Here is a 22,465-nt window from a genome sequence, read left to right as displayed (position 1 = left end):
GTTTCACCCCTTGGTCTGTAATGGGGGATAACCTCATGTCATATGGGTGTATGGCGTGGTTTTTGTGGTGGCAGTGAGATCGAGCGCCGCCCGCGCGGCGCATCGCGACGCAAGGCCGCTCCTACATCTGTTTCGGGCCAATTACTCCTGAGTCCTTGGCGCGCGCACCCTGGGTGTATGACTGGAAACTGTAGAAAAGCAGCAGCGCCCCCTTCGATATCGAAGGGGGCAAGCAAGGCGGGCAGCGATGACTTCACAGGAGCGACTGGCCCGAAACAGATATGGGAGCGGCCTTGCGTCGCGATGCGCCGCGCGGGCGGCGCTCGGTCTGATAGACGCTGCAAAAACCAAGGCGTACACGTTAGAATGCCCAACTGCCTCCCCCCCTCGGACCCTGCCCCTTGCTCACCGAACCCCGCCGCCGCGCCTTCCTTTCCGCCATGCAAGTGGTGCCCTGGCTGCCGCGCGCCGAACTGCCGTTCGCTGCGCCGTCGCGCCCCGAGTTGCTGCTGCCGGTGGCCCCGGTCGAGGACCTCGACTTCGATGTGCTGCCGCCAGCCTCTGGCAACGAAAAGCCGATCGCGCCCCAGGCGCGCTCCGCCGAGAGGCCCAAAATCGAGATCCCGCGGCCCGGCAGTGGGCCCAAGCCGGCGGTCAAGGCGGTCGAGGCCGAGGCGCAACCCGCACCACCAAGGCCGGCGCCGGTGCCGCCGCCACGTTTCGCGCTGCAGTTGCTGCGCGCCGGCAGTTGCCTGCTGCTGGTCGAGCTGGCCACCGGCCAGCCGTTCCAGAGCCGCGACCCTTCCTACCTGCTGCTCAAGGACATGCTGCGCGCCGCCGGGCTACCCGATGCACCGCAGATCATCGGCGAGCCGGTGCGCTGGCCGTTGCTGGTACGCGGCAACATGGACCAGGGCCCGGAGGCGGCACGTGATTTTGTCCAGGGCTTTGTCCAGGCGCGCCTGGAAGACGCGCCGTGCACCTGCCTCTGGCTGGTGGGCCTGCCAGCGGTGCGCTTTGCCGCCAACGCCGACGCCCAGGCCTATTACCAAACCCTGAAGCTCGACGGCCTGGGCGATGCCTGGGTCTTGCCGGGCCTTGAACTGTTGATGGACGAGCCGCAGCGCAAGGCGGACGTCTGGAAAGCCATGCGCCAGCTGATGGCGCGCTGGAAGAGCGTTGAATGAGTGACTCGATCAGTTTTCGCCCGATGACCGAGGCGGATCTGGATGCCGTACTTAAGATCGAATATGCCGCGTTCAGCCACCCCTGGACCCGAGGGATTTTCCAGGATGCGCTCAAATCCTACGAAGTCTGGCTGATGTTCGATGGCGAGCAGCAAGTGGGCCACGGGGTGATCAACGTGATCATCGACGAAGCGCACCTGCTCAACATTACCGTCAAACCTGAGAACCAAGGCTGCGGCCTGGGCCTGCGCCTGCTGGAGCACCTGATGGCCCGTGCCTACCAGCTCAATGGCCGCGAATGCTTCCTAGAAGTGCGCGCCAGCAACCAGTCGGCCTACCGCTTGTACGAGCGCTATGGCTTCAACGAAATCGGCCGTCGCCGTGACTATTACCCAGTGGCGGGTGGCCGTGAAGATGCCCTGGTGATGGCTTGTACCCTGCTTGAAGACTGACCCTGCGTGCTGCCTGGTTAACATCGCCTAGCGCGGCTGCCCCGGCACCGGTGGTGCTGGGGCGTCAGGCTGCAACAAGCCCAAATGAGCCAGACAGGCATGGCACTCTTCCATGACCCAGCCTGTGAAGCGCTGGCGCTTGCCACCATCGTTCAACGGCTGGGGGCTGAGCAGGTGGTAGGCCGAGCCATCGCGGATAAACCCAAACGGCGCCTGCAACTGCCCGCTGTCGAGTTCGTCGCGCACAATCAAGGCAGAGGCCATGGCCACGCCCAAACCGGCGCTGGCGGCCTGGATCGACAGATAGAAATGCTCGTAGTCGCTGCGTTCGCAGTGCCGCGCCCGTTGGCCGCTGAGGCGCAGCCAAGTGGGCCAGGCAGCGGGGCGGGTGGTGCTGTGCAGCAGGCGTTGGCCGTCGAGCCGGAACCCGGCGCTGGGGCGGCACACCGGGCCGACCCACTCATCGCAGACCTTCTGGTTGAACAACTGGTTACCCCAATGGAAGTCGTCACGGCGGATGGCCAGGTCGACGCCGCCGCGGGCGAAGTCCAGCGGACCGCCAGCGGCTACCAGGTGCAACTGCAGGTCGGGGTGGGCTGCATGGAAACGCGGCAGCCGCGGGATCAGCCAGCGCATGGCGATGGTCGGTTCGCAGGACAGCACCAGCACATTGTCGCGGGCCTGGTGTTGCAAGCGCTGCACGGCGCCTTCCAGTTGTTCGAAGATCGCCTGGGTGGTGCCGTGCAGCGCGCGGCCGGCGGCGGTGAGAAAAATGGCCCGGTTGCGGCGCTCGAACAGTTCTACGCCAAGGCTTTCTTCGAGCAAGCGCACTTGCCGGCTGACGGCGCCGTGGGTGACGTGCAGGTGTTCGGCGGCGCGCACGAAGCTTTCGCTTTGGGCGGCGATGTCGAAGTAGCGGAAGGCGTTGAGTGGGGGCAGTTTCATGGCAGCTCTCCAAGCCGGCACTGCAGCGTTGGCCAGCCTGCACAATCACACGCTGGCTGGAGCAGGCGCTAGCTATCTGTGACTGAAACTATCAGATTTGCACCACGATAAATCGATTTTTCCTGCACCGTAAGCTCCCGATAATCCTCGGTCTGTGCATTTTCATCGCCTATCGAGAGCTATCCCCATGACCGAACTCGTCGCCGTCGCCGTATTCACCCTGCTTGCCGTCATCAGCCCCGGTGCCGACTTCGCCATGGTGACCCGCAGCAGTTATGCACAAGGCCGCAAGGCCGGGCTGGCTGCCGCAGTGGGGATCGCCTTGGGGGTCCAGGTGCACGTGCTATACACGGTACTGGGCATTGCCGTGATCATCAGCCAGAGCCCGATGCTGTTCCTGGCCATGAAGGTGGTGGGCGCCGGGTATCTGATCTACCTGGGGTACAAGTCGGTCACCAATACCCGGCGCATCAGCCTTGAGGGTGGGGCGCCTAACAGTGCCTCGGTGCTGCAAGCCCTGCGCACGGGGTTTTTGACCAACGCGCTGAACCCCAAGACCATGTTGTTCGTGGTCAGTGCCTACACCCAGGTCGTGCAACCGGGCAGCTCGTTGCAGCTGGCATTTGCCTATGGTGCGTTCATGTCGTTCGCGCACTGGCTGTGGTTCAGCCTGGTCGCGGTGTTTTTTTCCAGCACTGCCTTGCGCAAGGCCATGATCGACCGCCAAGTGCTGGTGGACCGGGTGATCGGCCTGGCGCTGATCGGGCTCGGGTTGACCGTGGCAGTGAGCGGCATCCGCTGACGCCCAGGGGGCAAGAGGGGGTAGCAGCCCCGGGGCTGCTTTCGATGCGGCAGTTCTCGCAGGCAAAGAAAAAGGGCTTACCTTGCGGTAAGCCCTTCGTCTTGTTTGGTGGCTACACAGGGACTTGAACCCCGGACCCCAGCATTATGAATGCTATGCTCTAACCAACTGAGCTATGTAGCCGATGGCGCGCATTATTCTCTTGAACGCCCCCCCTGTCAACACTCATTTCAAAAAAAATTTGCACGCTTTCAAAAACTTAGCGGGCAGGGCCGGTTCTAGCGCACCACAAGCCAGTGCCCGAGCACGCCTTGTAGCTGCAGATGCTGGGCGGCGGCCAGGGATTGCAGGGTTTCCCCGGCGCGGTCGAGGTTGAAATCGCCGCTTACACGGCGATGGGTCAGTTGTTCATCCATAAGCCATACCCGCTGGCCCTGGTAGCTGGCCAGGCGCTCCAGCACCTGCCCCAGCGGCATGTCGCTGGCCTTCAGATAGCCGCTGCGCCAACTGTCTACGGTTTTCAGGTCCGCTGGGCGTACCGTGCCGATGCGCGTGTCATCGAAGGTTACCCGTTCACCCTTCGAGACCAGGCGCTGCTCACCCCCCTGCACGACCATGGCCTTGCCACTGATGACCACCAGTTCGTCATGGTTGGCATGGCGGGTGACTTGCAGGCGGGTGCCGAACACCTGGATGCGTGCGTTACCCACTGCCACCTCCAGGGCGCGCCCATCGAGCGCCACCTGCAGGTACACCTGGCCCTGTACCAGATGCAGCTGGCGGGTACGGCCGCGCAGGTCCACGTTCATCGCACTGGCGCTGTCCAGGCTCAAGGTCGTGCCATCGGCCAGGCGCGTGCTGCGCCGCTCGCCCACATCGGTGTGCAGCTCGCTGGCCAGGCGCTGCATCCACGGCCAGTAAAGATAGGTAGCGGCGGCCAGGCCCAGGAGAAAGCACAGCGCCACCCATTTGCCCAGGTGACTGCGGCGCTCGCTTGGCGGCCGTGGGCGAGGGCGGGCGGGTGAGGGCTGCACCTGCTGCCAGAATCGCTCCAGCTCGGCATAGGCCTGGGCGTTTTCAGCGGCTTGGCACCAGGCCGCGAAGGCCCGGCGCTGGGCGTCGTCACAGTTGGGGTGGCGCAACGCCGAGAACCACTCGAGCGCTTCCTGCTCGGGGTCGGGTTGCAGCGGTTTGGCGGGCATCGGGCTCATCGGTACGGTCTGCTCGCGAGTGGGGCCAGTGGGCCCAACGATGACAGGAGAAGTAGACAAGGATGCTAATTATATTGAGAACCATTTTCAAGAACGTCGCGACAGAGGGAAAAAAAGGTAGCTATGTATCTATTTGTTTCCCGATAATCGGATCCCAAACCTGAGGACGGAGATTTAGGCAAATGGCCACCAGTAGCGCCTCCACCGCATCCAGCCAGGCACCGGCCAACCAGGCCACGCCGCTGGTGATGCGCATCATCGGTTTCTGCGCGCTGGCGCACCTGATCAACGACCTGATCCAGTCGGTACTGCCGGCGATCTACCCGATGCTCAAGGCCAATTACAACCTGAGCTTCGCCCAGATCGGCATGATCACCCTGACGTTCCAGATCACCGCCTCGCTGTTGCAGCCCTGGGTCGGCTTTTTCACCGACCGTCGGCCGGCACCGAACCTGCTGCCGCTGGGCACCTTGTGCACCCTGGTGGGGATCGTGATGCTGGCCTTCGTCGGCAGCTTCCCGATGATCCTGCTGGCGTCGGCACTGGTAGGCATCGGTTCCTCCACCTTCCACCCCGAAACCTCGCGTATCGCGCGGCTGGCCTCCGGGGGGCGCTTCGGCCTGGCCCAGTCAACCTTTCAGGTGGGGGGCAACACCGGTTCGGCGCTGGGCCCGTTGCTGGCGGCGGCCATCGTCATTCCGTTCGGCCAGACCCACGTGGCCTGGTTCGGCCTGGCGGCGTTGTTCTTCCTTGGCGTAACCCTGATGCTGCGTGGCTGGTACAAGGAACACCTTAACCAGGCCAAAGCACGCAAGGCGGTGCAGGCCACCCATGGCATCTCCCGCCAGCGGGTGATCGTGGCGCTGATCGTGTTGGGCTTGCTGGTGTTCTCCAAGTACTTCTACATGGCCAGCTTCACCAGCTACTTCACCTTCTACCTGATCGAGAAATTCGCGGTATCGGTAGCCAGCTCGCAGTTGCACCTGTTCCTGTTCCTCGGGGCCGTGGCGGCGGGGACATTCTTCGGTGGGCCGATCGGTGACCGTATGGGGCGCAAGGCGGTGATCTGGTTCTCGATCCTGGGCGTGACCCCGTTCACCCTGGCGCTGCCCTATGCCGATCTGTTCTGGACCACGGTACTGAGCGTGGTGATCGGCTTCATTCTGGCTTCGGCGTTTTCCGCCATCGTGGTGTATGCGCAGGAGCTCGTGCCGGGCAGCGTGGGCATGATTGCCGGCATCTTCTTCGGCCTGATGTTCGGCTTTGGCGGCATCGGTGCGGCACTGCTGGGGTACGTCGCAGACTTGCGGGGCATCGAATACGTCTATGGCGTCTGTTCGTTCCTGCCGCTGTTCGGATTGCTGGCGGTGTTCCTGCCCAATACCGGCAAGCGCTGATTTCGTCGGGGCCGCTGCATGCGGCGGCCCCTGCCGATTGACGACCGGACTGTCCTTGGCCTAGAGTGCCGCCACTTTCCCCTCCCACCTGCGTAGTAGCCAAGCAATGCGCCGTACCCCGTCACTGCCCAGCGCCCGCCAGCCTGCCCTTCAGGGCTTGCGCCATGCGTGGCCGAGCGACACGGTACTCAAGCGCCGCCGCAGCGTGCTGTTTGCCTTCACCTTCTCGCCACACTTCGCCTGACCTGATCTGCGCGTTCGCGCCGCTGGCCACTTTGGCCTGCGCGCCTGTGTCTGCACGTTTTTCCGGTTTGCAAGGAGTGGTACATGAACATGCGTTTGCTGGCGGGCCTGTTGTTCGCCGTTTCGGTCGTGGGTTTCAGCCTGGGGGCGAGCCTGCCCCTGGTTTCGTTGCGCCTGCATGAAGCAGGGGCGGGCACCCTGGAAATCGGCATCATCTCGGCTATTCCTGCTGCCGGCATGATGCTTTCGGCGTTCCTAGTCGATGCCTGCTGCCGCCACCTCACCCGGCGCACCATCTACCTGCTGTGTTTCAGCCTGTGCACACTCAGCATCGCCCTGCTCGAAGCGGCCTTTGGCTCGCTGTGGCTGCTGGCGCTGCTGCGCCTTGGCCTGGGGCTGGGCATGGGTATCGCCATCATCCTGGGCGAGTCGTGGGTCAACGAACTGTGCCCGGAGCACAACCGCGGCAAGATCATGGCCCTGTATGCCACCAGCTTTACCGGCTTCCAGGTGCTCGGCCCGGCCATGCTGGCAGTACTGGGGGCGGACAGCCCATGGATCACTGGCGTGGTCACCGTTGGCTATGGCCTGGCCTTGCTGTGCATCGTGCTGACGGTGCCCAATGACCATGTGGCGCACGAAGAAGGCGAGAAAAGCTTTGGCCTGGCGGGGTTCTTCCGGGTGGCGCCGGCGTTGTGCATGGCGGTGCTGTTCTTCTCGTTCTTCGACGCCGTGGTGCTGTCGTTGCTGCCGGTATACGCCAGCAGCCATGGCTTCGCCGTGGGTGTGGCGGCGTTGATGGTGACGGTGGTGTTTGCCGGCGACATGTTGTTCCAGCTGCCGCTTGGCTGGCTGGCCGATCGGGTCGAGCGCACCGGGCTGCACCTGGTGTGCGGGCTGGTGGCGATGTCGATCGGTATAGGTTTGCCCTGGTTGCTGGACCTGACGTGGCTGTTGTGGCCGCTGCTGGTGGTGCTGGGGGCGGTGGCGGGGGGGATCTATACCTTGGCGTTGGTGCTGATCGGCCAGCGCTTCAAGGGCCAGGACCTGGTCACCGCCAATGCCAGCGTGGGCCTGCTGTGGGGCGTAGGCAGCCTGGTAGGGCCGTTGGTCAGTGGCGCCGCGATGGGCGTGGCGCCGCATGGCCTGCCAATGGCGCTGGCGCTGATGGCCGGGTTGTTCGTGTGCTTTGCCCGGCAGTCGTTTCGGGCTGCGGGCCGCCTGCCCGCGTTGGCGGACTGACGGCTTCGGGGTTGCTTCGATCATGAATGGCCGCGTTGCGGCCCATCGCGATACAAGGCCGCGCCCGCGCGCGTCAGGCGGCTGCGATGCTGACCCAATACCGGGTATGGTACTCGACCCGCACCGGCAGGCTACGGCTGAGCAGGTGCAGGATGGCGCCGGTGTCGCTCAACTGGAAGGTGCCAGACACCATCAGGCTGGCCACTTCCGGCGCACAGCGCAGCAGGCCCGGGCGATAACGGCCCAGTTCGGCGACAAACTCGCCAAGCGGCATCTGCTGCACGCTGAGTACGCCGTCAGTCCAGCCCCACGGGTCACTGTGCAACGTTACGGCCTGGACACGGCCGTCGCGCCACACCTGCAAGGTCTCGCCCGGCTGTACTTGCCTGCGCAGTGCCGAGGCGGGGAACAGCGTGACCTGGCCACGGCGCACCGCCAGCAGCAGGCCTTGGCGGTTTTCACGCAGCAGCAACTGGCCGTCCAGGGTGACCAGCCGCCCAACCGGCGTTTCGATCAGGAACGGCCGGTGGTCGTTGGCGTTGCTCTCCAGGCTCACTTCACCGCGTAGCAGCGCCAGCTGGCGCTGTTCAACGCTGTAGTCCAGGTCGATGGCGCTGGCAGTGTTCAACTGGATACGGCTGCCGTCGCGCCCCTGCACCTGGCGACGCTCGCCGACGGCGGTGCTGTTGTCGGCCAGCAGCTCAGGTAAACCCAGTGGTTCACGCGCCGCCAGGCCCAGGCTGCCGCCGACGGCCAGCAGCGCCAGCAGCTTGAGGTGGTTGCGTCGGCTGCTACGCTGCTGCTGGCTGCCTTCCAGGGTGCGCCGGCTCAGGTCCTTGGGCAGCCCTGCCAGTTCGTCGCTGAGCAGGCTTACGCGCTGCCAGGCCAGTGGGTGATGCGGGTGGCTGGCCAGCCATTGCTCAAACTGTTGCCGGGTACGCGGGCAGGGGCTGTCGAAGCGCAGCTTCACCAGCCAGTCGATGGCCTGGTCAACCTGGGCTTGGGTGGGGGTGGCATCAGGCATCGGCGTAGCGCAACCGGTAGCAGACGCCCAGGGCGCTGGCCAGGTCGCGCTCGATGGTCGCGCGCGACACGTGCAGCTGCCGGGCGATCTGGACAATGCTCAAACCGTCCAGCTGGGCCAGCAGGAAGGCCTGGCGCGCCCGCGGTTTGAGCTGATGCAGGGCGCGGTCCAGGCGCGCCAGGGTATCGAGGATGAGTAACCGGGCCTCTTCGCTGGGCGCTTCGGTTTCTGGCACCTGGGCCAGGCTCTGCTGGTAGGCCCGCTCCAGTGCGCGTCGGCGGAACTGGTCGATCATCAAGCCGCGGGCAATGCTGCTCAGGTAGGCGCGCGGTTCTTTCAACGGCGATGCCTGGCGCGCGCGCAATACCCTCACGAAGGTATCCTGGGCCAGATCGGCCGCATGTTCACTGCACCCCACGCGGCTGCGCAGCCAGCCACGCAGCCAGGCATGGTGGGACTGGTAGAGCAGAGCGACCTCGGCCGGTTTGAGCGTGTCGTTGATCTGCATCGTTGCCAAGGCCGGTCCCGTGAGGTGTGCGAATGTGAACAGTTCTCAATTCTATGCGCGGAGGATGGCGCGGGGCAATGGTGGGCCAGGAATTAGCCGCGCAAGAACCGGCGTTCCCCCGATGAACGGCTGCGCTAAGCTGCACCTGCACTCGACTTGATGGAGCCGCCATGATTCTGGCCGACCTTTCCCCTGCGGCTTACCGCCAAGCCGGCGAATACCTGGCGGCGCTCGACCCTGACTGGGCGCGACATGTCGCCGCGACCGGGCCATGCCTGCACCAGGCCACCCCTGGCCGGGAACCTTACGAGGCGCTGGTGCGCGCGATTGCCTACCAGCAGCTGCATGCCCGGGCGGCTGAGGCTATCCTGGGCCGGTTGCTGGCGTTGTTCCCGCAGCATGCGTTTCCGCCGCCCGAGCAGTTACTGGCCGCAAGCCCGCAAACCCTGCGCGCCTGCGGTTTTTCGGCGAGCAAGATGGCGACTATCCAGGGCATTGCCCAAGCCAGGCTGGACGGCCTGGTGCCGACCCGCGAAGCAGCACTGGCCATGAGTGACGACGCCCTGATCGAACGCCTGGTAGCGCTGCGCGGGATAGGGCGGTGGACGGTGGAAATGCTGCTGATCTATAGCCTGGAGCGGTCGGATATCCTGCCCGTCGACGATTTTGGCGTGCGCGAGGGGTATCGCCGCCTCAAGGGCCTGGACAAGGCGCCGACCCCGGCGCAGATGCGTTCGCTGGGCGGCGCCTGGCGGCCATACCGAACCGTGGCGGCCTGGTACCTGTGGCGCGCCTGAGGTTTTTACACCGCCAAGGCCGGAGCCGGCCGCACGAGTCTGGAAGTATACCCAATGACCGCCTACACCACCCCCGACCAACGCTGGCAAGCCGTCGAAGCCCGCGACCCCGCTGCGGTCGGGCACTTCGTCTATGCCGTGCGCACCACCGGCATCTATTGCCACCCCAACTGCAAGTCGCGGCTGGCCAAGCGCGGCAACGTCGAGTTCTTCGATACCCCTGCGTTAGCCGAAGCCGCTGGCTACCGTGCGTGCAAGCGCTGCACCGCTGGCGCCAAGCCCAGTGCGGCGCGCCATAGCCAGTTGGTCATCCGCGCCTGCCGCCTGATCGAAGCCAGCGACCCCAGCCCCAGCCTCGACCAGCTCGCTGCGCAACTGGCCGTCAGCCCGTACCACCTGCACCGGCTGTTCAAAGCCGAAACCGGCGTTACCCCCAAGGCCTACGCCACCGCTTTTCGCGCCCGGCGCCTGCGCGCACACCTGGAAGATGCTCGGTGCTCGGTCACCGATGCCATCTACGACGCCGGCTACACCTCCAACAGCCACTTTTATGCCAGCGCCGACCAGCGCCTGGGTATGCGCCCCCGGCAGTACCGCGCCGGGGGCGCAGGGGCCACCATTCATTTTGCCCTCGGCCAGTGCTACTTGGGCGCCATCCTGGTGGCCCAAAGCGACAAAGGCATTTGCGCGATTCTGCTGGGCGACGACCCTGAAACCCTGCTGCACGAACTTCAGGATCAGTTCCCCAAGGCCCGGTTGATCGGCGGTGACCGCGGTTATGAGCAACTGGTTGCCGAGGTGGTGGGGTTCGTCGAGGCCCCGGCGCTGGGCCTGGGCCTGCCGCTGGATGTACAAGGCACAGCGTTCCAGGAGCGCGTGTGGCAAGCCCTGCGCGAGGTGCCGGCTGGCAGCCGCATCAGCTACAGCGACCTTGCCGAACGCATTGGCGCGCCCAAGGCGGTGCGGGCGGTAGCCCTGGCGTGTGCGGCCAATCGCATCGCCGTGGCCATACCTTGTCACCGTGTGGTGCGCCGGGATGGCGACATCAGCGGCTACCGTTGGGGCGTGGCGCGCAAGCAGCTACTGCTGACGCGAGAAACGGCACTCTCCTGATGCCTTGAAGCCGCGTAGAATCCCCCGCCAAATCGGATTGTAAAGAGGAATATTCGATGAGGCGTCTGAGCCTTGTTCGTTTTTGCCCTGGCCTGATGGCCATGCTGGCGCTGCTGCTGGTGCTCACCGGCCCGGCCGCGGCGGCCCCTGCCACGCCGTTGTCCAACCCGGCCAATGCGGCAGCCCCGGCAGTGGATGAAAACGCCAGTATCGAGCAGTTGAGCGATAGCCTGGACCAGATTCGCCAAGGCGTCAGCAGTAACGCCAACGACGACCTGCTGTCGCAGTTGCGGCTGGCGGCCATGCAGGTTCAGCGCCAGGCTGATGCCTTGAGTGCGCAGCGCACCACCGATGTGGAAAAGCTCGACGACAAGCTCAAGGTGGTTGGCCCGGCCCAGCCCGACGAGCCTGCGGCCCTGACCCAGCAGCGCAAGGCCCTGGAGGCCGAGAAAAAGGCCTTGGTCGCCCAGCAGGACCAGGCCACCAAGCTGACTCAGTCGGCGCGCGACCTGTCCACGCAAATCGTCAACTTGCGCCGCAGCCAGTTCAACTCGCAGATCACCAGCCGCGCCGCCTCGCCGTTGAGCCCGGCATTCTGGCAGAGCATCATCCGCCCAACCCAGGATGACGTGGCGCGCCTGCGCGACCTGCGGGGCGAAGCAGCCGTTGCCATTGGCAGCGCGTTCAGCCCCGAGCACCGCTGGCCGTTCATGGCCAGCCTGGTAGCGGCCATCCTGGTCTGGACCCTGGTGCGCCTGTGGATAGAGCGGCTATTGGCCCGTGCCATGGTCCGCTGGTTGCCCGAAGGCCGGCTGCGCCGCAGTGCCCTGGCGCTGGGGGTCAGCCTGGCAACACTGGGCACCATCGCCGGTTCGGTTTCCCTGCTGCGCTGGGGGTTGGAGAGCAATGCCGAACTGGGCAGCGATATCGCCAGCCTGGTCAACCACATCCTGGCGCTGGTGGTGTTCAGCGCGTTCATCGCGGGCCTGGGCCGTGCCATGCTGATGCTGCAGCGCCCGTCCTGGCGCCTGCCGGCCATTAACGACGAAGTGGCCAGCGCGCTGGGCTGGTTCCCCAAGGTGCTGGCCCTGGCACTGATGGTCATGATGACCATGGAGCGCATCAACACCGTGATCGGTGCCAGCCTGGCGCTGACCGTGGCGGTGAACGGCCTGACCGCGCTGGTAGTGGCGATGATCTTCGCCGGCGCGTTGCAGCGCTACCGCCGCACCCTGCGCAAGCTTGAACTGGAACGCCCCACCGGCCTGGGCGGGTTGATCCCGTTCGTGATGGTCATCTGGCTGGGGGGGATCATGCTGGCCATGGTGACCGGCTACCTGACCCTTGCCTACTTCCTTACGGCCAAGCTGCTGTGGGTCAGCCTGGTGATCACGTGCGCCTACCTGTTGACCAGCTTCTTCGGTGACCTGTGCGAAACCCTGCTGTCGCCACGCCAGCCCGGCGGCCTGGCACTGGCGTCGACCCTGGGGCTGGCGCCACGTCACCAGGCCCAGGCCAGCACCATCCTGGCCGGTATCGGCCGCACCGTAGTGCTGTTCCTGGCGCTGCTGCTGGCGTTGATGCCGTCGGGCACCAGCCCCAGCGAACTGCTGCTCAGCCTGGGCGACTGGGACGGCACCGGTGGCAAATTGCTGGGCAACCTGAACATCGTGCCGCAGGACATTCTGCTGGCGATGGCGATTCTGCTCGGCGGCTTGTTCGCCATCCGGGTGGTCAAGCGCTGGCTCAGCGAACGGCTGTTGCCGGAAACCGACATGGATGCCGGCATGCGTGCCTCGCTGGTCACCCTGGTGGGCTACCTCGGGTTCATTTTCCTGGCCATGCTGGTGATGTCGACCCTGCGCATCAACCTGACCAGCCTGACCTGGGTGGTCAGTGCCTTGTCGGTCGGTATCGGTTTTGGCCTGCAGCAGATCGTGCAGAACTTCATCTCGGGCCTGATCCTGCTCACCGAACGCCCGGTGAAGGTCGGCGATTGGGTCAGCCTGGCCGGCGTCGAGGGCGACATTCGCCGCATCAACGTGCGCGCTACCGAAATCCAGATGTCCGACCGTTCCACGGTGATCGTACCCAACTCGCAGTTCATCTCGCAGAACGTGCGCAACGTGACCATGGGCAACGCCCTGGGGGTGGTCGGCATCACCTTGACCCTGCCGCTGGATACGGATGCCAACCGTGTACGTGAGTTGCTGCTGGCGGCCTACCATGAACACGAGGCAATTCTGGACGCGCCCGCCAGCTCGGTGTCGTTCAAGGACCTGACCAGCAATGGCATGGTGATCGCGGTCAGTGGCTATGTGGCCGGGCCGCGCCAGGTGTCGGGTACCCGCAGTGACCTGCTGTTCACCATCCTTGGGCGGCTGCGTGACGAGGGTATCGCCTTGTCTTCGCCGCAGAGCATGGTGCTGGTACAGGAAGCTGCGCGCCCGGCTGACGAAGCGCCGTGATGCGCTTCATGCCAGTGGCACGCGACTAGATGAATGGCAGAAGCTGTCGAAAGGGGCCGCCAAACGGCCCCGCACGGTTCAGCCCAGGCACCGCGTCACATGCTTGACCGACTGGTAGCCCGACAAGCCCCAAGGCCCCAGCTCACGGCCTATACCGCTGCCCTTGGTGCCACCCCATGAGGTCTCGACGAACACCGCCTGCACCGAGTTGATCCACACATGGCCCACCTCCAGCGCATCGGCCACCCGCTCTGCGCGCGCCAGGTCTGTGGTGCACACTGTCGCCACCAGGCCGAAGCGGCTGTCGTTGGCCTCGGCAATCGCCTGCTGTTCGCTGGCGAAGCGCCGTGCGCACAATACCGGACCAAAGATTTCTTCGTTCCACAGGCGGCTGCCTTCAGGCACATCGGCATACAGGGTAGGGCTGACGAACCAGCCGCCACGGTCCAGCACTTTGCCACCGACCAGGCACTGCAAGCCTTCCTCCCGCGCCGTGGCAAAGTAGCCGGCCACCTTCAGCCACTGGGCCTGGCTGGTCAGTGGGCCCATGTCGGCTTCTTCGCTCAGCGGGCTGCCCACCCGCAGGTTTTCCAGCGCTGCCTGCAGGCGTGGCAGCAGGGCGTCGGCGATGCCGTCCTGTACCAGCAGGCGTGATGTGGCCGAGCACATCTGGCCCGCATTCCAGCAGATGCCGGCAACGATCCATTGCACCGCCGCGTCGACGTCGCAGTCATCGAACACCAGGATCGCCGACTTGCCGCCCAACTCCAGCGTGACCGGCCGGCATTGTGCCGCTGCGCTGCGCATCACCTGGCTGCCAACGTTATTGCTGCCTGTGAACGACAGTTTGTCCAGGCCGTTGTGGTTGCTCAGCGCGGCACCCGTCTCGGCTTTGCCATTGACGATATTCAGCACCCCGGCCGGCAGGCCCAGGGTGTCGGCGATCTGGCCGTAGGCGAGTTCGCACAGCGGGGTCACTTCCGAGGGCTTGAGCACCACGGTGCAGCCAGCGGCCAGGGCCGGGGCAAGCTTCCAGGCGCTGGTCACCAGTGGGAAGTTCCAGGGTACGATCAGGCCGACCACGCCCACCGGCTCCAGGCGGGTGCGGGCGGTGAAGCCCGGGGCAGCCAGCGGTACGTCGCAGTTTTGCCCAGGCAGTTGTTCAGCCAGCTCGGCGTAATAGCCGAAGGTCGCGATGGCGTCGTCCAGGTCGACTTCTGCCTCGTGGCGCGGCTTGCCGTTGTTGCGCATCTGCAGGGCGACCAGCGCTTCGCGGCGTTGCCCAAGCTGTTCGGCGAAGCCGCGCAGATACGCTGCGCGCTCACTGGCGCTGGTGCATTTCCAGGCGGGCAGGGCTGCACGTGCGGCGGCCACGGCCTGGTCGACCTGCTCGGCACTGACAGCCATCAGTTCGGCAAATGGTTGGCCCAGCGCAGGGTCGTTGACGCTGATGCAGTCGCTGCCCTGGCCGTCGACCCAGCGGCCGGCAATGTAGTGGGATGTGGTCATGGTGGTTTCCAGTCAGGCCATTTCGGCAGTGGTTACAGGCGTGTGCGCAGCCTGTTTGCAACGCACCCAGCGTGGGCCCTGCGGGCCATACACGCCGGCAGGTTCGGGGAACAGGTTGAGCAGCAGCAGGTACAGCACCCCGGCCAGCCCCAGGGTGACCGGCAGGCTCAGGTCAATGCCACCGGCCAGGTCGCCCAACGGTCCGACGAATTGCCCCGGCAGGTTCACGAAGCACAGGCCGACCACTGCGCTGGGGACCCAAGCGCCCATGCCGCGCCAGTTCCAGCCGTGCAGGAACCAGTAGTGGCCACCCCGCTGGCCGCGGGTGAATACCTGCAGGTCATCGGCGTGGTAGAAACCGCGGCGGGTGACCAGGCCGAGGATCATGATCACCATCCACGGGCTGGTGCAGGTGATGATCAGCACGGCAAAGGTCGACACGCTCTGCACCAGGTTGAAGGTAAAGCGGCCGATGAAAATGAAACCGATCGCCAGCACCCCGATCAGCAGCGTGGCGCCGGCACGGCTGAGCAGGCGCGGGAACACGCTGGACATGTCCAGGCCTGTCCCATACAACGCCGTGGTGCCGGTGGACATACCGCCGATCACCGCAATCAGGCACACCGGCAGGAAGAACCAGCTGGGGGCGACAGCCAGCAGCCCGCCGACATAGTTGTTGGCGGCAATGTAGTCCGGTGCCTGGGTGGCCACCAGGGTGGCGGTGCACAGGCCGAACAGGAATGGAATCAGCGTGGCACCCTGGGCCGCTATCACCGCCAGCATGATGCGCGCCTTGGGGGTTTCGCGTGGAATGTAGCGCGACCAGTCACCGAGGAAGGCGCCGAATGACACCGGATTGCTCATGGCCAGGATCGCAGCGCCGACGAAAGCTGCCCAGAAGCCCGCCTGGCCCAGGTTGACGCTGCCTGCGTAGCCGGCGTCGAACGGCCCGGCAAAAGCAGCGATACCCAGCAGGAACAGCAGGCTCGACGCCCACACGGCAATCTTGTTGACCCACAGCATGAAGCGGAAGCCGAAGATGCAGACCACCAGTACCAGCACCGCGAACAGGCCGTAGGCCAGGCCCAGGGTCAGGTCGGTTTCCGGCAGGCCGACCAGGCGCTTGGCGCCGCCGACCAGGGCATCGCCCGAACTCCATACCGACAGCGAAAAGAATGCCACTGCCGTGAGCAGCGACAGGAACGAGCCGACGATGCGCCCGTGCACGCCGAAGTGCGCGCCCGAGGAGACCGCATTGTTGGTGCCGTTCAGCGCGCCGAACAGGCCCATCGGTGCCAGGATCAGCGCGCCAACGGCAACGCCGAGCACGATGGCCCACACCCCCGCCTGGAACGACAGCCCGAACAGCACCGGGAAACTGCCGAGCACGGCGGTGGCGAATGTGTTGGCGCCGCCGAAGATCAGGCGGAACAGGTCCAGCGGGGAGGCGTCGCGTTGATCGGCGGGGATCTGTTCTACGCCGTTGGTCTCGATACCGGTCGAGTGGCTCATGGTGATGCTCCAGCGCGGTTGTTGTGGGCCGGCGCAGTGCGCAAGCCTTCTTGTGGGTGCGATGGCAGGGCGGCAGGGCCGCAAAAAGGTGATCAGGCCGGCGATACGGCCGACAGGTGTTCGTGGCAGGCCAGCCACTGGTCAGCGTGGCGGCGGAACACGATGGTCTCGCGCTCGTTCAACTGGTGCTCGGCACCGCCGATGCGCAGATGCGTGGCCACATCATGCATGAAGATCGCCACGTCGCCTTGCAGGCTGACCTGGGCGTTGCTGGACGCGCAGGCGAGCACGGCAAACCCTTCGGCCTGCCACTGGGCCCAGACCTTCTCATAGGCCCGGCGTGACAGCAGGGGTTGCGCCAAGGTATGGAAAAGGAACGTGGCGTCTTCGCTGAAGCAGGCGAAGTAGCGGGCGGTGTCGTTGCTGGCGAAGGCGGCAACAAGGTCGGCGGCGGCTTGCCGTACCTGCAGGGTCTGGTCCACGGGGTGGCCTCACGGGTTTTTATGATTGTGGTGAAGCGATTCTGGTGGGGCTTGCCGGGGGGAAAAATCGCTGGCGACAAATAATCAGTTCAGGAATTTGTGAAGTGATGCGCTGGCAGCCCGGCGTTTAGCCATACCCGACTGGCGGAGCAGGTCGGAGCAACTGTCTTTCTCAAAATTCGCAAAGCCTGCGCGATTCATTGTGGGAGATTACCCAGCGCTACGGGCTGGGCTGTCACGCAGAGAACTCAATTCGTAAGCGCGACGCGGCCGGTGTGGGAGCGGGCGTGCCCGCGAAGCAGGCGACGCGGTGTCTGGCACCGGCTGCGCCGGTGTTCGCGGGCACGCCCGCTCCCACCAGGACCCTGTTAAATCAAAAAGTTATATAGAAGCCCCAGCCGCCTTAGCGATAAGGCCGGCACGGGCCACATAAAACAGAAACCCCTTGAGGCATAAGCCGCAAGGGGTTTCTGTTTACTGCAGGCTACCGCTTAGACGTTGAAGCGGAAGTGCATCACGTCGCCATCTTTGACGATGTAGTCCTTGCCTTCCAGGCGCCACTTACCGGCTTCCTTGGCGCCGCTTTCACCCTTGAACTGGATGAAGTCGTCATAGGCCACGACTTCAGCGCGGATGAAGCCTTTTTCGAAGTCGGTGTGGATAACCCCGGCCGCCTGGGGTGCGGTGGCGCCCACGCGTACGGTCCAGGCGCGAACTTCCTGCACGCCAGCAGTGAAGTAGGTCTGCAGGTTGAGCAGTTCGTAACCGGCGCGGATCACGCGGTTCAGGCCTGGCTCTTCCAGGCCCAGGGCCTCGAGGAACATGTCTTTCTCTTCGCCATCGTCGAGCTCGGCGATTTCTGCTTCGATCTTGTTGCACACCGGCACCACGACCGCGCCTTCTTCCTCGGCAATGGCCTTGACCACGTCCAGGTGCGGGTTGTTGTCGAAGCCGTCTTCGGCGACGTTGGCGATGTACATCACCGGCTTGCTGGTCAGCAGGTGGAAGCCGCGGATGACCGCCTTGTCTTCGGCGCCCATGTTCTTCATCAGGCTGCGTGCCGGCTTGCCTTCGGTGAAGTGCGGGATCAGCTGCTCGAGGATGGCCTTCTGTGCCAGCGCCTCTTTGTCACCGCCCTTGGCATTGCGCGCAACCTTCTGCAGTTGCTTCTCGCAGCTGTCCAGGTCAGCGAAGATCAGTTCGAGGTCGATGATCTCGATGTCACGCTTGGGGTCCACACTGTTGGAAACGTGGATCACGTTCTCGTCTTCGAAGCAGCGGACCACATGGGCAATGGCGTCGGTCTCGCGGATGTTGGCGAGGAACTTGTTGCCCAGGCCTTCGCCTTTCGATGCACCGGCCACCAGGCCGGCAATGTCGACGAACTCCATGGTGGTCGGCAGGATGCGGTTCGGCTTGACGATTTCAGCCAGCGCAGCCAGGCGCGCGTCGGGCATCGGCACGATGCCGCTGTTCGGCTCGATAGTGCAGAAAGGGAAGTTCTCCGCCGCGATGCCAGATTTGGTCAAGGCGTTGAACAGGGTGGACTTGCCGACGTTGGGCAGGCCGACGATGCCGCAATTGAAACCCATGGGTATTCCCCTCTCTAAAGGAAATCAGGCCTTCTGGCTGTGCAGTTCGCGCATCGCCTTGGCGAAATCGCCGGCAAGCACGTCCGGCAGCACGCCGAGGGCAAAATCGATGCTGGCGTCGAGCTTCTCCTGCTCGGCGCGCGGCGCGCGGCCCAGGACGAAGTTGGAGACCAGTTTGGCGTCGCCCGGGTGGCCGATGCCAAGCCGCAGGCGGTGGAAGTCGTTCTGGTTGCCGAGCTGCGCGATGATGTCGCGCAGGCCGTTGTGCCCCCCATGACCGCCGCCGCGCTTGAGCTTGGCAACGCCCGGGGGCAGGTCGAGTTCGTCGTGCGCCACCAGGATCGCTTCCGGCTTGATGCGGAAGAAATTGGCCAAGGCCGCCACGGCCTGGCCGCTACGGTTCATGTAGGTGGTGGGGATCAACAAACGAACGTCGTTGCCCTGATGGCTGAACTTAGCCGTCAGGCCGAAATATTTTTTGTCAGCGGTCAGCGAAACACGCTGGGCGCTGGCAATGCGTTCAACGAAAAGAGCCCCTGCGTTATGCCGGGTCTGTTCGTATTCGGGGCCGGGGTTACCCAGGCCGACGATCAACTGGATGGCGGTCACGTCAGGGGCTCTTCCTTGGAGTTGGTGGGCTACAGTGCGCGCGGCACTGTAACCCGATCAACGCCGGCGTGCGAGTGGATTACTCGGCAGCGCCTTCTTCAGCAGCTTCGGCGGAAACGCGCGGAGCGTGAACGTTGGCAACAGCTTTGTCATCACCGTGGGCCAGAGCGACGAACTCTACGCCTTTCGGAGCTTTCAGGTCCGACAGGTGGATGATGGTGCCGATTTCAGCGTTGGCCAGGTCGACTTCGATGAACTCTGGCAGGTCTTTGGCTTCGCAGGAAACTTCGATCTGCGATTCAACGTGCGAAACTTCGCCGCCTTTCTTGACCGGTGCTTCTTCGTTGATGAAGTGCACTGGAACAACAGCGGTCAGCTTCTGGCCAGCTACCACGCGAACGAAGTCAGCGTGCATGATGAAGCCTTTGGCTGGGTGACGCTGCATGGCCTTGACCACGACGTTCTGCTTGGCGCCGTCGACGTTCAGTTCGATAACGTGGCTGAAGGCAGCTTCGTTTTCGAACAGTTTGGCGATTTCCTTGGCCACGATGGTCAGGGACTGGGCTTCTTTATCGCCACCGTAAACTACGGCAGGGATGCTGGCGGAGTGACGCAGGCGGCGGCTCGCACCTTTCCCCAGGTCAGTACGCGCTTGGGCGTTCAGGATGAAATCGGTCATTTTACTTCTCCAAAATAGCCTCCCGAATGGCGTTTGCGACCAGCGCCAGACGGGGATGGCAAAAAAGCCCCGCCCCAACACAGGTTGGGGCGGGGCGCTTCATATCAACACGGGTTCCGCTTAGCGGAACATCGCGCTGATCGATTCTTCGTTGCTGATACGGCGTACCGCTTCAGCGACAACCGGTGCGATATCCAGCTGGCGGATACGGTCACAGGCTTGAGCAGCGGCGGACAGCGGTACGGTGTTGGTCACCACCAGCTCGTCCAGTACCGACTTCTCGATGTTCTCGATCGCGCGGCCCGACAGGACAGGGTGCGTGCAATAGGCATAAACCTTGGCAGCGCCGTGTTCTTTCAGGGCTTTGGCCGCGTGGCACAGGGTGCCGGCGGTGTCGACCATGTCGTCTACCAGGATGCAGGTGCGCCCTTCGACGTCGCCGATGATGTGCATGACCTCGGAGTGGTTAGCCTTTTCACGGCGTTTGTCGATGATACCCAGGTCGACACCCAGGGACTTGGCGACGGCGCGTGCGCGCACAACACCACCGATGTCCGGGGATACGATCATGAGGTTCTCGAAACGCTGGTCTTCGATGTCGTCTACCAGTACGGGCGAGCCGTAGATGTTGTCGACGGGAATATCGAAGAAGCCTTGGATCTGGTCAGCGTGCAGGTCGACAGTGAGTACACGGTCGATACCGACGACAGTGAGCATGTCAGCGACGACTTTGGCGCTGATGGCTACACGTGCCGAACGCGGACGGCGGTCCTGGCGGGCATATCCGAAGTAAGGAATCACGGCGGTGATTCGGGATGCTGAAGAGCGGCGGAAGGCGTCGGCCATCACTACCAGTTCCATCAGGTTATCGTTGGTCGGGGCACAGGTCGGCTGAATAATGAAAACGTCTTTACCGCGAACATTTTCATTGATCTCAGTGCTGATCTCGCCGTCGGAGAATTTACCGACAGAGACGTCACCGAGAGGGATATGCAGCTGACGTACTACACGCCGAGCCAGATCGGGGTTAGCGTTCCCCGTAAAGACCATCATCTTGGACACGCGCAGTACCTGGAGGCTGAGGGTATACCTGGATGAGTATAAGGAAAATGGCAGGGGCGGCTGGATTCGAACCAACGCATGGCAGGATCAAAACCTGCTGCCTTACCGCTTGGCGACGCCCCTGTATCTGTTGCTTGCGAACGCTTATGCGCCCGACTTCTTGACCAGACTTTGCAGCTTGCGATGCAACATCGAAACATTGCTTCCTTTCGCCACAAACCCTGTTTGGGTCGCTGAAAGAAGGGCCAGAACTTTATCAGCTTCGGCTTTGCTTGGGAAGGCCCCAAACACACAGCTTCCAGTGCCGGTTAATCGAGCTTCGGTGAATTTTCCCAATGAATTCAACGCATTGCGAACTTCTGGGTAATTCTGCTCTACCACCGGTTGGCAGTCATTTCGACTGTTTCCCTTGGGAACGGGGCGCATCTTAAGGGGCAGTGAATCACGTGTCAACTGCGGATGTGAAAAAATTTCTGCTGTGCTGACAGACACTTGCGGCACCAGCACGACATACCAGGGTTCTTCCGGGTCGACCGGGGTCAGCTGTTCGCCCACGCCCTGGGCGAAGGCTGCGTGGCCGCGCACGAATACCGGTACATCCGCCCCCAGGCTCAGGCCCAGGGCGGCCAGGCGGTCTTCGTCCCAATCCAGCTGCCACAGGTGGGCGAGGGCCAGCAGGGTGGTGGCAGCATCCGAACTGCCGCCGCCGATACCGCCACCCATGGGCAGGACCTTGGTCAGCCAGATGTCCGCACCCAATGGGGTACCTGATTGCGCTTGTAGCTTGCGTGCAGCACGCACGATCAGGTTGCTGTCGTGCGGTACTGCCTCGACAGGGGTATGCAACTGAATCACGCCGTCATCGCGCAGGGCGAAGTGCAGTTCGTCGCCGTGATCGAGAAACTGAAACACCGTTTCCAGCTCATGGTAGCCGTCGGCGCGGCGGCCAACGATGTGCAGCCACAGGTTGAGCTTGGCCGGTGCCGGCAGGGTCAGCGTGTGCATGGGCTCACTGCCCCAGCTGGCGCGGCTGCCAGTCTTTGATCACCAGGGTCACGTCCAGGTCCTGGCCATGCAGCTTCAGGCGCTCGGGCAACCAGTAGCCGTTCTGCTCGGTGTAGCTCAGGTACTGCACCTGCCAGCCATCCTGGTCGAGGGTGGCCAGGCGGCTGTCGCCGTCAAGGCTCAGTGTGCTCTTGCTGTCAGGGGCGGGCAGGCCGCGTACCCACCAGACCAAGTGCGAGACCGGCAATCGCCAGCCCAGTTGCTCTTCCAGCAGGGCTTCAGGGCTGGGGGCTTCGTAGCGGCCCTGGTTGGCCACTTCCAGCACCACGCCGCCGGGGCGACCGGTGAGGCGGGCGGCACCTCGGCCCAGCGGGCCGGCCAGGCGAATGTCGTAGTAATCCTGGCGTTGCAGCCAGAACAGCGTGCCGCTGCCCGAATCGCGCGGTGCGCGGATGCCGACCTTGCCGTTGATCTGCCAGCCGTCGAGGCTGCTCAGTTGCTCTTTATGGGCGCGCCACTGCTGTGGGTCGCCATGGCCCTGCAGGGCCTCGCGGCTTCCAAAGCCGGCGCAGCCGGCGAGCAGGGCGATCAGGGTGAAGGTAATGCAATGGCGCAGAAACATGGCG

Annotated in this window: 22 protein-coding genes and 2 tRNA genes; 9 read left to right on the top strand and 15 right to left on the bottom strand. The window is 64.1% G+C overall.

The features are described from left to right. The first annotated feature begins 401 nt into the window (after positions 1–401). Positions 402–1,187, top strand: a complete 786-nt coding sequence (locus tag QME24_RS12485) for an energy transducer TonB (protein WP_280091233.1) — start codon at positions 402–404, stop codon at positions 1,185–1,187. Next, positions 1,184–1,639, top strand: a complete 456-nt coding sequence (gene rimI / locus QME24_RS12480) for a ribosomal protein S18-alanine N-acetyltransferase (RefSeq protein WP_029887538.1) — start codon at positions 1,184–1,186, stop codon at positions 1,637–1,639. The genes QME24_RS12485 and rimI overlap by 4 nt, the downstream gene beginning before the upstream one ends. Positions 1,640–1,666: 27 nt before the next feature. Here the strand turns inward: rimI and QME24_RS12475 are convergent, their stop codons facing one another. Further along, the gene (locus tag QME24_RS12475) at positions 1,667–2,584 is read right to left on the bottom strand and encodes a LysR substrate-binding domain-containing protein (protein WP_281690856.1); all 918 of its coding nucleotides are present in this window, start codon (positions 2,582–2,584) and stop codon (positions 1,667–1,669) included. 187 nt (positions 2,585–2,771) lie between these two features. On the opposite strand from QME24_RS12475, the gene QME24_RS12470 reads away from it, so the two are divergent. Beyond that, positions 2,772–3,386, top strand: a complete 615-nt coding sequence (locus QME24_RS12470) for a LysE family transporter (RefSeq protein WP_110679461.1) — start codon at positions 2,772–2,774, stop codon at positions 3,384–3,386. Between the two features lie 106 nt (positions 3,387–3,492). Here the strand turns inward: QME24_RS12470 and QME24_RS12465 are convergent. Next, positions 3,493–3,569, bottom strand: a tRNA-Met gene (locus QME24_RS12465). A gap of 95 nt (positions 3,570–3,664) precedes the next feature. After that, positions 3,665–4,588, bottom strand: coding sequence for a FecR domain-containing protein (locus QME24_RS12460; RefSeq protein ID WP_280091238.1), 924 nt, complete (start codon positions 4,586–4,588; stop codon positions 3,665–3,667). 191 nt (positions 4,589–4,779) lie between these two features. On the opposite strand from QME24_RS12460, the gene QME24_RS12455 reads away from it, so the two are divergent. The 3 genes from QME24_RS12455 (at position 4,780) to QME24_RS12445 (ending at position 7,479) form a co-directional block, all read left to right on the top strand. Further along, positions 4,780–5,994 (top strand): MFS transporter, encoded by a 1,215-nt coding sequence (locus tag QME24_RS12455; RefSeq protein WP_235768480.1) that lies wholly within the window; start codon positions 4,780–4,782, stop codon positions 5,992–5,994. 106 nt (positions 5,995–6,100) lie between these two features. Then, the gene (locus tag QME24_RS12450) at positions 6,101–6,238 is read left to right on the top strand and encodes a hypothetical protein (protein ID WP_165944152.1); all 138 of its coding nucleotides are present in this window, start codon (positions 6,101–6,103) and stop codon (positions 6,236–6,238) included. 83 nt (positions 6,239–6,321) lie between these two features. Further along, complete coding sequence (locus tag QME24_RS12445) at positions 6,322–7,479, top strand: MFS transporter (protein ID WP_235768481.1); 1,158 nt, start codon at positions 6,322–6,324, stop codon at positions 7,477–7,479. Between the two features lie 73 nt (positions 7,480–7,552). Here QME24_RS12445 and QME24_RS12440 read toward each other — a convergent pair whose 3' ends face one another. Then, positions 7,553–8,503, bottom strand: a complete 951-nt coding sequence (locus QME24_RS12440; RefSeq protein ID WP_235768482.1) for a FecR family protein — start codon at positions 8,501–8,503, stop codon at positions 7,553–7,555. Further along, positions 8,496–9,011: a sigma-70 family RNA polymerase sigma factor gene (locus QME24_RS12435; protein ID WP_225786174.1), complete on the bottom strand. Its 516-nt coding sequence runs from the start codon at positions 9,009–9,011 to the stop codon at positions 8,496–8,498. The genes QME24_RS12440 and QME24_RS12435 overlap by 8 nt, the downstream gene beginning before the upstream one ends. Positions 9,012–9,181: 170 nt before the next feature. On the opposite strand from QME24_RS12435, the gene QME24_RS12430 reads away from it, so the two are divergent. Genes QME24_RS12430 through QME24_RS12420 form a run of 3 tightly spaced genes read left to right on the top strand, consistent with a single transcriptional unit; the run spans position 9,182 to position 13,389 of the window. Next, positions 9,182–9,808 carry a DNA-3-methyladenine glycosylase gene (locus QME24_RS12430; RefSeq protein ID WP_235768483.1) on the top strand — a complete coding sequence of 209 codons (627 nt, stop codon included), beginning with the start codon at positions 9,182–9,184 and terminating at the stop codon, positions 9,806–9,808. A gap of 54 nt (positions 9,809–9,862) precedes the next feature. Continuing rightward, positions 9,863–10,921 (top strand): bifunctional DNA-binding transcriptional regulator/O6-methylguanine-DNA methyltransferase Ada, encoded by a 1,059-nt coding sequence (gene ada / locus QME24_RS12425; protein WP_235768484.1) that lies wholly within the window; start codon positions 9,863–9,865, stop codon positions 10,919–10,921. Positions 10,922–10,977: 56 nt separating this feature from the next. Continuing rightward, positions 10,978–13,389 (top strand): DUF3772 domain-containing protein, encoded by a 2,412-nt coding sequence (locus QME24_RS12420; protein WP_054903918.1) that lies wholly within the window; start codon positions 10,978–10,980, stop codon positions 13,387–13,389. 78 nt (positions 13,390–13,467) lie between these two features. On the opposite strand, the gene QME24_RS12415 is transcribed toward QME24_RS12420, so the two are convergent. The 10 genes from QME24_RS12415 to lolB form a co-directional block, all read right to left on the bottom strand. Continuing rightward, positions 13,468–14,898, bottom strand: coding sequence for an aldehyde dehydrogenase family protein (locus tag QME24_RS12415; RefSeq protein WP_281690855.1), 1,431 nt, complete (start codon positions 14,896–14,898; stop codon positions 13,468–13,470). A 12-nt stretch (positions 14,899–14,910) separates the two neighbouring features. Continuing rightward, positions 14,911–16,410 (bottom strand): cytosine permease, encoded by a 1,500-nt coding sequence (locus QME24_RS12410; RefSeq protein ID WP_009686127.1) that lies wholly within the window; start codon positions 16,408–16,410, stop codon positions 14,911–14,913. Positions 16,411–16,502: 92 nt separating this feature from the next. Further along, positions 16,503–16,892, bottom strand: a complete 390-nt coding sequence (locus QME24_RS12405; protein ID WP_029887927.1) for a nuclear transport factor 2 family protein — start codon at positions 16,890–16,892, stop codon at positions 16,503–16,505. A gap of 491 nt (positions 16,893–17,383) precedes the next feature. Beyond that, a complete protein-coding gene (gene ychF, locus QME24_RS12400; RefSeq protein WP_009686182.1) occupies positions 17,384–18,484 on the bottom strand; it encodes a redox-regulated ATPase YchF in 1,101 nt (366 codons plus the stop codon). Between the two features lie 24 nt (positions 18,485–18,508). Next, positions 18,509–19,093: an aminoacyl-tRNA hydrolase gene (gene pth / locus QME24_RS12395; protein ID WP_009686183.1), complete on the bottom strand. Its 585-nt coding sequence runs from the start codon at positions 19,091–19,093 to the stop codon at positions 18,509–18,511. Positions 19,094–19,172: 79 nt separating this feature from the next. Next, positions 19,173–19,772, bottom strand: a complete 600-nt coding sequence (locus tag QME24_RS12390) for a 50S ribosomal protein L25/general stress protein Ctc (RefSeq protein WP_009686184.1) — start codon at positions 19,770–19,772, stop codon at positions 19,173–19,175. Between the two features lie 120 nt (positions 19,773–19,892). Then, complete coding sequence (locus QME24_RS12385; protein WP_003247410.1) at positions 19,893–20,834, bottom strand: ribose-phosphate pyrophosphokinase; 942 nt, start codon at positions 20,832–20,834, stop codon at positions 19,893–19,895. 48 nt (positions 20,835–20,882) lie between these two features. After that, positions 20,883–20,957, bottom strand: a tRNA-Gln gene (locus QME24_RS12380). A gap of 21 nt (positions 20,958–20,978) precedes the next feature. Next, the gene (ispE, locus tag QME24_RS12375) at positions 20,979–21,839 is read right to left on the bottom strand and encodes a 4-(cytidine 5'-diphospho)-2-C-methyl-D-erythritol kinase (protein WP_182337334.1); all 861 of its coding nucleotides are present in this window, start codon (positions 21,837–21,839) and stop codon (positions 20,979–20,981) included. Between the two features lie 4 nt (positions 21,840–21,843). After that, positions 21,844–22,461, bottom strand: a complete 618-nt coding sequence (lolB, locus tag QME24_RS12370; RefSeq protein ID WP_047149785.1) for a lipoprotein insertase outer membrane protein LolB — start codon at positions 22,459–22,461, stop codon at positions 21,844–21,846. Positions 22,462–22,465: the final 4 nt, after the last annotated feature.

It is taken from the genome of Pseudomonas sp. PARCl1 (assembly GCF_947311875.1).
In the GTDB taxonomy this organism is placed as follows: domain Bacteria; phylum Pseudomonadota; class Gammaproteobacteria; order Pseudomonadales; family Pseudomonadaceae; genus Aquipseudomonas; species Aquipseudomonas juntendi.
Note: the sequence above shows the minus strand (reverse complement) of the source record. Positions and strands in the feature narration are given on the sequence as shown.

Bases quoted from the DNA above. Each gene is read 5' to 3' on its own strand.
- QME24_RS12435 (WP_225786174.1), bottom strand. From the start codon at position 9,011: ATGCAGATCAACGACACGCTCAAACCGGCCGAGGTCGCTCTGCTCTAC.
- QME24_RS12470 (WP_110679461.1), top strand. From the start codon at position 2,772: ATGACCGAACTCGTCGCCGTCGCCGTATTCACCCTGCTTGCCGTCATC.
- QME24_RS12420 (WP_054903918.1), top strand. From the start codon at position 10,978: ATGAGGCGTCTGAGCCTTGTTCGTTTTTGCCCTGGCCTGATGGCCATG.
- QME24_RS12440 (WP_235768482.1), bottom strand. From the start codon at position 8,503: ATGCCTGATGCCACCCCCACCCAAGCCCAGGTTGACCAGGCCATCGAC.
- rimI (WP_029887538.1), top strand. From the start codon at position 1,184: ATGAGTGACTCGATCAGTTTTCGCCCGATGACCGAGGCGGATCTGGAT.
- QME24_RS12460 (WP_280091238.1), bottom strand. From the start codon at position 4,588: ATGCCCGCCAAACCGCTGCAACCCGACCCCGAGCAGGAAGCGCTCGAG.
- QME24_RS12450 (WP_165944152.1), top strand. From the start codon at position 6,101: ATGCGCCGTACCCCGTCACTGCCCAGCGCCCGCCAGCCTGCCCTTCAG.
- lolB (WP_047149785.1), bottom strand. From the start codon at position 22,461: ATGTTTCTGCGCCATTGCATTACCTTCACCCTGATCGCCCTGCTCGCC.
- QME24_RS12455 (WP_235768480.1), top strand. From the start codon at position 4,780: ATGGCCACCAGTAGCGCCTCCACCGCATCCAGCCAGGCACCGGCCAAC.
- QME24_RS12445 (WP_235768481.1), top strand. From the start codon at position 6,322: ATGAACATGCGTTTGCTGGCGGGCCTGTTGTTCGCCGTTTCGGTCGTG.
- QME24_RS12430 (WP_235768483.1), top strand. From the start codon at position 9,182: ATGATTCTGGCCGACCTTTCCCCTGCGGCTTACCGCCAAGCCGGCGAA.
- QME24_RS12390 (WP_009686184.1), bottom strand. From the start codon at position 19,772: ATGACCGATTTCATCCTGAACGCCCAAGCGCGTACTGACCTGGGGAAA.
- ispE (WP_182337334.1), bottom strand. From the start codon at position 21,839: ATGCACACGCTGACCCTGCCGGCACCGGCCAAGCTCAACCTGTGGCTG.
- QME24_RS12415 (WP_281690855.1), bottom strand. From the start codon at position 14,898: ATGACCACATCCCACTACATTGCCGGCCGCTGGGTCGACGGCCAGGGC.
- ychF (WP_009686182.1), bottom strand. From the start codon at position 18,484: ATGGGTTTCAATTGCGGCATCGTCGGCCTGCCCAACGTCGGCAAGTCC.
- QME24_RS12410 (WP_009686127.1), bottom strand. From the start codon at position 16,410: ATGAGCCACTCGACCGGTATCGAGACCAACGGCGTAGAACAGATCCCC.
- QME24_RS12475 (WP_281690856.1), bottom strand. From the start codon at position 2,584: ATGAAACTGCCCCCACTCAACGCCTTCCGCTACTTCGACATCGCCGCC.
- ada (WP_235768484.1), top strand. From the start codon at position 9,863: ATGACCGCCTACACCACCCCCGACCAACGCTGGCAAGCCGTCGAAGCC.